We start from the raw sequence: 9,747 nt of genomic DNA, 5'->3' as shown, positions 1-9,747 counted from the left end.
CATCTGATAGACCAAAATGGCGGATTTTTCCGGCTTTAATACAGTGGGCAAGCCCCTGCAAAATATCGAGCATTTGTGCTTTGTGAGCTTTTGTATCGACATCAGTAAAACTAATTTGATTTGGTCTATGTTTTGCGAAATGCGGTGAAGTACGGTTTGGCCAATGTAACTGATATATGTCGATTGTATCGATTTGCAGGCGTTTTAAAGACGCATCAACCGCTTCAATAACTGCTTGGCCAGTGATGTCAGAGGCATTTCTTACCCATGGCAAACCATTGCCTGCAATTTTAGTTGCAATCACCCAGTCATTTCGTTTTTGTGGGTTTTTAGCAAAGTAATTACCAATGATCTCTTCTGTTTTACCGTATGTATCAGGCGTGGGTGGCACAGCATACATTTCAGCTGTATCCATAAAGTTGATACCAGATTCACTGGCAAAATCAATTTGCTGATCGGCATCTTGTTGGTTGTTTTGCACACCCCATGTCATGGTGCCTAAACAAATACGAGAAACATCAAGATTGGAACTGCCTAATTTTGCGTATTTCATAGCTAGCCTTCTGGTTTTTAGAATGAGTTTTTAGAGTAATGCTTTGCTGTTATTAATTCTGATGATTTTGTATGGGCTTGTTACCAAGCACAGTTTGTTTAATGCACAACAAAGAATAATTTGAAAGTTATAATGGGGGTTTAAAGTGGTGTTGGCAATGAAATGCGATACAAAAATCGGTATGATTAACACGATTTTTCTCAATTCTAAGTGCAATGACAGATAAAAAGAAACCAGCTAAAGCCACAGCAGCAAAAGCAGCCAGCAAAAAGAAACCTCGTGCGAAAAAACAAGCTCCAACACGCAATCAACCGAGTTTGGTTAAACGTATTGCCTTTTTTTCATTAAAGCTTGGTATTGGTCTGTGTTTGGCACTTGCCCTTTATTTGATTTACTTAGATAGCAAAATAAGCCACAAATTCGAAGGCAACAAATGGCAATTGCCAGCGCAAATTTACGCGCGTGCGATGACATTCTATCCCGGCCAGTATTTATCAAAAGATGAAGTGGTTTGGGAATTGCAGCGTTTAAATTACTCTGAAGTTAATCTTATTAATAATACTGGGCAATATGTTATTAAAGGCAACTCCATCCGCATTTATCGCCGCGCTTTTGAGTTTTATGATGGTGCTGAGCAGCAAATGGGGTTTGATTTAATTTTCGGCCCTAAAAAGCTTGCAGCGATTAAAGGTGAGCAAGGGGAAAGCTTGTCTATGGCGCGATTAGAGCCAGTACAACTGGCGCGCTTAGCTAACGAAACCAAACAAGATCGTGAGTTTGTGCCGCTAAGTCATATTCCTAAAGTAGTGCAAGAAACCTTACTTTTGGTTGAAGACCGCGACTTTTACGAGCACCATGGTGTTTCAGTATGGTCAATTGTCCGCGCGCTTGTTGCTAATATTCGTGCTGGCCGCACAGTACAAGGTGGTAGCACGCTAACACAGCAATTAGCTAAGAACTTTTATTTAAGTCGTGACCGCACCCTAACGCGTAAAATTAACGAAGCGCTAATTGCCTTAATTCTAGACTTTAGATACAGCAAAGATGAGATTTTAGAAGCCTATTTGAATGAGGTATACCTTGGTCAGTCGCGCTCACAAGGGGTACACGGGTTTGGTCTTGCCAGTGAGTTTTACTTTGGTAAACCGCTAAATGAAATTGAATACGACCAAGTTGCGTTACTAGTTGCGATGGTTAAAGGGCCGAGTTACTACAATCCGCGTCGTTTTAAAGAGCGTACGATGGAAAGGCGTGATTTGGTGCTGCGTTTAATGGTTGAAAACGGTTTAATCTCAACGAAAAGCTACAAACTGGCACTTGCTCGCGACATTAAAATAGAGCCGCTTTCGCGTTTTGATATTAATCAGCATCCAGGTTATATGGATTTAGTGCGCCGCGAACTAAAGGATATTCTTGATTCGAAAGACACTATTGATGCTGGGGTACGGGTATTCACGTATTTCGATTTACAAAAACAAGCTGCAATGGAAAGCTCATTCGAAAGTGGGTTACCTTATTTAGAACGTTTAAAGTCAACGTCAAATTTAGAAGCAGCGATGTTATCGGTAAACATCAAATATGGCGGTGTTTCAGCATTAGTGGGCGCTAGAGACAGTGATTTTAATGGCTTTAATCGCGCGTTAGATACCAAACGTAATATTGGCTCATTAGTTAAGCCAGCCATCTATATGACGGCATTCGAGTCAGGTAAATATACCTTAGGCAGTTTGGTTGATGATGAACCAATGGAAATTGGTGATGAAGCTGGTCACACTTGGTCACCGTCTAATTTTGACCAAAAATTCCGCGGTAAAATTCCACTTTATCAGGCGTTTAGTCAAAGTATTAATATGCCAGCAGTGGCGGTTGGTTTAGATCTTGGCTTACCAGCTGTCACTGAGTCGATTAAACGCTTAGGGGTTGAGCAGTCTATAAATCAATACCCGTCGTTATTACTAGGCGCGCAAGAGCTTTCGCCTATTGATGTTGCACAGATGTATTCAACCATTGCGTTTGATGGTGATTACCGCAAAATCACCTCAGTTGCAGCAATTACGAATGCGGTTGGTGAGTTGATTTATCAGCATCAAAGTACCCCGATAAGACGTTTTTCACCAGCCACTAGCTATATGACCAAGTACGCAATGCAGAAAGTGACGCGAGAAGGCACAGCGAAACGTTTAAAACAGCATTTCCCAACCATTCAGCTAGCGGGTAAGACAGGGTCAACCAACAACTTACGAGATAGTTGGTTTGCCGGTTTTGACCAAAATACGGTAACCGTTACTTGGGTGGGTCGTGATGACAACAAACCAACTAAGCTTACTGGAAGTGTAGGGGCGCTTGAATTGTATATTCGCTATTTAAGAAAGCTCAATCCTGAGTCAATTGCGACGGCACGCCCACCTTCAATAAAATGGGCGTTTGTAAATACAGAAACAGGCAAGCAAGCACCACCAGGCTGTGGCACGGTTTTAAAATTACCAATTCCTGCAGAGCAGTTTAATGCGAGGCCGCGCTGTAATTAACCCTAGATCGGTTAATAGACCATAAAAAACCACGCTATTGCGTGGTTTTAAAATTAATGTATTAGGTTTTGCTTAAAGTTTAGCAAACGCGCGCTCTGCAGCAGCGATAGTTGCTTCAATTTCAGCATCACCGTGTGCTGTTGAAACAAAGCCTGCTTCAAACGCACTTGGTGCAAGATAAACACCTTCATCAAGCATTAAGTGGAAGAACTTTTTAAAGCGTTCTAAATCACATTCTGTTGCTTGCTGGTAAGTGGTTACTGTTTCTTCAGATGTGAAGAAGAAGCCGTACATGCCGCCAGCGTAGTTAGTGGTGAGCTCAATACCTGCCTTTTCAGCAGCAGCTTTAAAGCCTTCACAAATACGCTTACTTTTTGCTTCTAGCTCGTCGTGAAGACCGTCAACATCTAATAGCTCAAGAGCTTTTAAACCAGCAGCCATCGCAATTGGGTTACCTGAAAGCGTACCCGCTTGATAAACAGGGCCAATTGGTGCGATGTAATCCATGATTTCAGTTTTACCACCAAAAGCACCTACCGGCATGCCGCCGCCTATTACTTTACCTAAACAAGTTAGGTCTGGCGTGATGTTGTAATACGCTTGTGCGCCACCTTTTGCAACACGGAAGCCAGTCATTACTTCATCAAAAATAAGTACTGATTTGTATTCGTCACAAATCGCACGTAATCCTTCTAAGAAGCCTTCAACTGGCGGGATACAGTTCATATTACCTGCAACAGGTTCAACGATGATACACGCGATATCATCACCAAATTTTGCGAAGATTTCTTTAACTTCATCAAGTTTGTTAAACGATACAGTAAGCGTGTGCTTGGCAAAGTCTTCTGGAATACCTGGTGAATTTGGTACGCCCATAGTCAGTGCACCAGAGCCCGCTTTTACCAGTAGTGAATCAGCGTGACCGTGGTAGCAACCTTCAAACTTTAAGATTTTATCTTTGCCGGTAAAACCCCGCGCTAGGCGAATAGCACTCATGGTGGCTTCAGTTCCTGAGCTAACCATGCGCACTTTTTCGATTGATGCCATAAGCGCTTTTACTTTTTCGGCCATTAAAATTTCAGCTTCAGTAGGCGCGCCGTAGCTTAAACCGTTTTCAACGGCTTCAAGCACTGCTTGCTTAATTGCACTGTGATTATGGCCTAAAATCATTGGGCCCCAAGAGCCAACATAGTCAATGTACTTGTTATTGTCGGCGTCATACGTAAATGCACCTTCAGCTTTAGTGATAAAGCGTGGTGTGCCACCTACACCATTAAATGCGCGAACTGGTGAGTTAACACCACCTGGGATAGAGGCTTGTGCTCTATCAAATAAATCTTGGCTAATTGTCATAATTTGTTCCAGCTAAGGGTTAGGTATTTTGCTTACGGCTAAACCATGGCACTTCGGTTTCATATTTGTCGACGAGACCGTCAACACCTAGCGTTAATGCAAATAGCGCCATACGTACCAGTACACCATTTTGTACTTGACGGAAAATCGCTAGGTTATCGTTACTGTTTAAGTCGTTATCAAGCTCATTGGCATCACCACGGCTGTCACGCGGTAGTGGGTGCATCAATACTGAGTTTGGTTTGCAGTGGGCATCATAAATCGCTTGGCTGATACGGAAACCACCGCGGTATTTATTTGCTTCTTCTTGCGATGGGAAGCGCTCTTCTTGAATACGTGTTTGGTACACGATATCAGCAGCAAGGTTGCCTTCCATTTGGCTCACGATATCAACTTGGTGGCCAGCATTAGTGACTGCATCAACAATGTAATCTGGCATTTGTAGGCCATCAGGGGCAACAAGTGAAAACTTGATATCTTTGTAGTGACATAAAAGCTTTGATAGCGAATGTACGGTACGGCCGTATTTTAAATCACCTACAAGGGCAATGTGCATACCGTCAACTTTACGGTCAAAACGGGCAAGTTCTTTATCAATCGTTAATAAATCAAGTAACGCTTGTGTTGGGTGTTCATTCGGTCCGTCGCCGCCATTAAGAACAGGTACCGTCGAACCGCTAGCAAACTCAGAAACTGAGTGCGCATCTGGGTGACGCATCGCAACGGCATCAGCGTATGATGAAATTACGCGAGCAGTATCATAAAGTGACTCACCTTTTGCTAGCGCAGAAGATTGCATTCCGGTTGTTTCACGAACGAGTCCGCCGAGTAAATTAAATGCTGTACCAAAACTTACACGAGTACGCGTGCTTGGCTCGAAAAATAAATTCGCAAGAATGGCACCTTCAAGTACCTTTGTGCGTTTTTGCTTTTTCGCATACGGTTCCATTTTTCGAGCAACATCGAAAATGGTTTCAATCGCATCGCGGTTTAACTCATTTACAGACAGAATATGTTGGCCAACAAAGTTTGACATGATTTAGGTCCTGAGCAGTTGTTTTCGGGCGCTAATATAGCAGATTTTTTAAAAACTTGGTTTCATTACTGCTAAGATCACAATCGCTAGCAATATTAAAACAGGTAATTCATTGAAAATGCGATAAAACCTATCGCTTCGCTTGTTTCTGTCATGCTTAAAATCAGCAAGTAATTTAAAGCAATAGCCATGATAGACATAAAGCAGTAGTACTAGCTTCAATTTAATGTGTAGCCAAATACTCAATTTTACCCACTCAATACCGTAAATGTGCATTAGGGCAATGCCAAAGACACCGGTTAAAACAGCAAAGGGTGTAACAAAAAACAGCAGGCGACGCTCCATAATTTTAAGCATGGCACTATTGCTGCGCTCTTCTGTCATTGCATGATAAACAAATAAACGGGGAAGGTAAAAAATGCCGGCAAACCAAGCCACCATAAAAAAGATGTGAAGCGCTTTTATTAGTAAAAGGGTATTCATTATTGTTATGTCCTAAAGCAGTGCGTTGCGGATCATTAATATTTGGCGAATATCGTCCCAGCGAATAATGCCTAAAATGTCATTGTCTTTCAGCTGATCATATACGTAGATAACACCAGAACGGTTGTCTCTGAGTATTTCAAAGGCATCCCCTAAAGTGGCTTGACTCGATACGCCTTGCATTTCAATGTAGCGAATAGTAACACTTTCTTCTGCGGTTAAGTTTAAGTCATACTCTGCTAAGCGATAGCCATTGTCTTCATCAAATACAATTAATGGGGTTTGTGCATCGGCAGCATCAAGTGATTCGGCTATAAGCGACTTATCATCGCTGAAAAGTAAATTGAATTTATCACTCATTTCATCCAAAACACCGACTTTTTGCAGTGCTTCAACCGCAGGAGAAACTTGGTATTTTAAACCTTGAAAGTCCAGCTGTTGCAAAAATATTGAGCGGTTGCCAAAGCCTTGCAATGCGGTTAAATAGGCAGACACAATCACCAGCATAGCGGGTACAATTATGGTGTGGCTCGCGGTTAGCTCCATTACGGTCATCAGTGCTGCTAGTGGTGCATTTAAAGTGGCTGCCAATAAACCCGCCATGCCAAGTACAGCGTAGGTGCCAGTAATATTTACTTCAGGGCTAATAAAAGCCGCAAAATAACTCATTAATGAGCCCAAGATAACGCCTAATCCAATAACAGGGCCAATAATTCCGCCTGGAATACCTAAACCTAATGCAAATAAGGTTGCTAATAACTTTGCGATTAAAATGGTGGTCAGCAGCTGCACTTGTTCAGGTGAACTTACGGCAATATCAATGGCGCTCATGCCTGACCCCATTGCTTGAGGAACTAAGTAGCCAATCGCGCCAGTAATAATGCCTGCCAAAATTAAACGTGGGAACATATTTACCGATTTAAACGTGCGAATTATCAGCATTAAGTTTTTGTTAAAACCATAAGCAACTGCACCGAGCACAATGCCACAAACAATTAAATAAGGGTAATGCCAAGGTGGAATAGATTCTACTTGAATCAGTGCAAGCTCAGAATCTGAGCCAAATACAAACTGCGTAGTAATAGCACCTGTTACTGATGCCAGAATAACCGGTACGAAAATATGTACTTTATATTCTCTAAGTACTACTTCCATTACAAAAATAACCGCGGCAAGCGGCGTATTAAATGAAGCGGATATACCTGCAGCTACACCACAACCAGTTAAGGTACGCATTGCGTTATAAGGTAGGTGCAAATAGCTGGCAATAACACTGGCACCTGCCGCACCCATATGTACGGAAGGACCCTCTCGCCCAACTGAAAAGCCACTTATTAATGCAATCGCGCCACCAACAAATTGGTTTACTGCATTCCAAATCGGCATTTGCCCATAATTTTGTTTAATTCGGTGAATAACATAGGGAATACCTAAGCGGTAGTGCTTAAATCCAGTAAGGTAGGCAAAAGTTGCAATAAAAACCGCAGCAATAATCGGTAAGATCAATCTTTCTATTTCAGGTAGCTGTGTAAAATTATCGTATTCTGAAATAAACCCACTTTGGCCAATAAGCACGACTAAGCGAAAGATAATAATCAACATCGCGGCAACAAGACCAGCAAGAACACCAAGTAACGCTAATTGAATACTCGATTTAGGACGAGCCACGACCCTGCGTAAGGTCGCCAAATTATTAGTTACTTTTTGGCTAAATGTCATGCGCTTGTTGTCGGAAAATCGGTGGGTTAATAGTGCTCTAATTATAACAGCATAATAGTAATAAAAAATAAGAGAATTTACCCAATAGTTAATGATCTAACGCAATAAAATGGTTTAGATACATATCGACTAAATAGGAGCGTGTTGATCTTTTCTGTCTGTTTCTGCAGCAGTTTGTTTGGTATTTAAATAAGGTGGAGTGATTGTAGTGTACTTATTCTATATGAAAGAACGATAAAGACTTTGTGCACCTGCAAAGCCACCTTACCCTGCATCCATACAGGGCAACGCAGTATAAATACCAAACAAGCGATGCCTAATAGGTTCAATTCAAAGCGTTTTGTTTTTTGTTGTCGCTTCTTGACCTAGCACACTAGGCCTACAAAGTGACGCCGCAATCAAAAAGCTTTGGACTTGAACAGAATTTAGGCCGCAAAGGTCAACACGCTCTAGTAAAAGGCGATAGCGCTAAACTTGATTAAATTGGTCAGGTATTAGATAATTCGCCCATTCATATAGATGGGTCGAAGTATGTCTGATCAATTACCAATTAAATTTAGCGACAAAGCTGCAGATAAAGTTAAGCAGCTTATCGAGGAAGAAGAAAACCCAGCATTAAAATTACGTGTTTATGTAACAGGTGGTGGGTGTTCAGGTTTCCAATATGGTTTTACATTTGATGAGAAAACCAATCCGGGTGACCTAGAAATAGAGAAAAGCGGTGTAACTCTTGTGGTTGATCCTATGAGTTTGCAGTACTTAGTTGACGGTGAAGTTGACTATACCGAAGGTTTAGAAGGTTCTCGTTTCTTCGTAAATAACCCTAATGCAACAACTACATGTGGTTGTGGAGCATCGTTTAGTGTTTAACTAAATGGGTTTATAAACTAAATTTAAAAATGCCACTTTTACAGTGGCATTTTTGTTTTTAGGCTCTGGGCAATAAAATGAAGTAAATATGTTGAAGATGTTACATTTTTTAACTTACATATAGTTTTGAGAAAGATTATCATCTATTGAGAAATTGCTGCCTATATGTGCTGGAGAAGGGAATGCACCTATTCAAAAAACTGAGTACTCAGCTCAACGAAAAACCTTACATTATTGCTGTGTTTATAACGATTTTTATTATTTTGTGGATGATGTCGGGTGGCTCAAGCGCAAGCGAACAGAAGACAGAAAAAACAGAGCAACGCATTGCTAAGGTGAAAGTAGAAACCCTTTATGCCAAGCCAATTAATCGCTCGCTTCAACTTTATGGTCGTACTGAACCAAATAAAGTTGCCCGTGTTGCTGCGCGACAAGAAGGTGAAGTAATTGAAATTCTAGTAAAAGAAGGTCAATTCGTTGAGCGTGGTACGGTGATTCTTAAATTGGATAAATCTGATTTAGACCAGCAAATTACAGCTGCAAAAGCCTCTTTAGCGCAAAGTGAAGTTGAATATCAAGGTGCGTTAAAACTCAAGCAAAAAGGCTTAAATGATCAATCAGCATTAGCAAGAGCAAAAGCAAGCCTTGAGCAAGCAAAAGCTAATTTAGCTAATTTAGAGCTTTCGTTAACACGCACCGAAATTCGCGCACCATTTTCAGGAGTAATTAACCAGCGTTTAGTTGAACTTGGTGATTACTTAGGCCGTGGTGACCCAATTTTAGAGCTGGCAGATTTAAACCCTTTAATTGTGCGCGCCAACGTTACGCAAAAAGAAGTGATGGGGCTAAAAGTAGGGCAAGACGTCTCTGGTTTATTTATTAATAACAAAACGTACCCAGGTAAAGTTCGTTATATTGCATCTGTCGCTGATGACAATACTAATACATTTAAAATTGAAGCCGCATTTGAAAACCCAAATATGCAATATCGCGCAGGATTTTCAACCCAACTTGATATTACCTATGATGAAGTGAAGGCGATTCATTTAAGTCCTGCATTTATGGCGCTTGATGAAGATGGCAATATCGGCGTAAAAACGGTTGACAGTGAAAACCGTGTTGTGTTCTCCCAAATTGATGTTGTTAAATCAGAAGCATCCGGCGTATGGATGGCAGGGCTTGGCGACAAAGCAAATGTGATTACT

General features: G+C 41.3%; 8 protein-coding genes. 3 read left to right on the top strand and 5 right to left on the bottom strand.

Going from position 1 to position 9,747, the window contains the following annotated elements; translation table 11 throughout:
• A partial coding sequence (locus tag ABYD77_RS15340; RefSeq protein ID WP_372770995.1) for an aldo/keto reductase occupies nt 1-553 on the bottom strand: 553 nt, incomplete at its 3' end.
• Nucleotides 554-768: 215 nt separating this feature from the next.
• On the opposite strand from ABYD77_RS15340, the gene mrcB reads away from it, so the two are divergent.
• A complete protein-coding gene (gene mrcB / locus ABYD77_RS15335; RefSeq protein WP_372770994.1) occupies nt 769-3,081 on the top strand; it encodes a penicillin-binding protein 1B in 2,313 nt (770 codons plus the stop codon).
• Nucleotides 3,082-3,153: 72 nt separating this feature from the next.
• Here the strand turns inward: mrcB and hemL are convergent, their stop codons facing one another.
• Genes hemL through ABYD77_RS15315 form a run of 4 tightly spaced genes read right to left on the bottom strand, consistent with a single transcriptional unit; the run spans nt 3,154 to nt 7,672 of the window.
• Nucleotides 3,154-4,434: a glutamate-1-semialdehyde 2,1-aminomutase gene (hemL, locus tag ABYD77_RS15330; RefSeq protein ID WP_372770993.1), complete on the bottom strand. Its 1,281-nt coding sequence runs from the start codon at nt 4,432-4,434 to the stop codon at nt 3,154-3,156.
• A 19-nt stretch (nt 4,435-4,453) separates the two neighbouring features.
• Entirely contained in the window at nt 4,454-5,470 is a 1,017-nt protein-coding gene (locus tag ABYD77_RS15325; RefSeq protein WP_372770992.1) for an aspartate carbamoyltransferase, read from the bottom strand.
• A gap of 48 nt (nt 5,471-5,518) precedes the next feature.
• The gene (locus ABYD77_RS15320) at nt 5,519-5,953 is read right to left on the bottom strand and encodes a CopD family protein (protein WP_372770991.1); all 435 of its coding nucleotides are present in this window, start codon (nt 5,951-5,953) and stop codon (nt 5,519-5,521) included.
• Nucleotides 5,954-5,965: 12 nt separating this feature from the next.
• Nucleotides 5,966-7,672, bottom strand: a complete 1,707-nt coding sequence (locus tag ABYD77_RS15315; RefSeq protein ID WP_372770990.1) for a chloride channel protein — start codon at nt 7,670-7,672, stop codon at nt 5,966-5,968.
• Between the two features lie 531 nt (nt 7,673-8,203).
• On the opposite strand from ABYD77_RS15315, the gene erpA reads away from it, so the two are divergent.
• Both erpA and ABYD77_RS15305 read left to right on the top strand, forming a co-directional pair.
• Entirely contained in the window at nt 8,204-8,542 is a 339-nt protein-coding gene (gene erpA, locus ABYD77_RS15310) for an iron-sulfur cluster insertion protein ErpA (RefSeq protein WP_038642748.1), read from the top strand.
• Between the two features lie 182 nt (nt 8,543-8,724).
• A partial coding sequence (locus tag ABYD77_RS15305) for an efflux RND transporter periplasmic adaptor subunit (RefSeq protein WP_372770989.1) occupies nt 8,725-9,747 on the top strand: 1,023 nt, incomplete at its 3' end.

The sequence above is a fragment of the Pseudoalteromonas sp. genome, from assembly GCF_041629635.1.
Taxonomy (GTDB): domain Bacteria; phylum Pseudomonadota; class Gammaproteobacteria; order Enterobacterales; family Alteromonadaceae; genus Pseudoalteromonas.
This window is presented reverse-complemented; position numbering and strand designations above follow the sequence as displayed.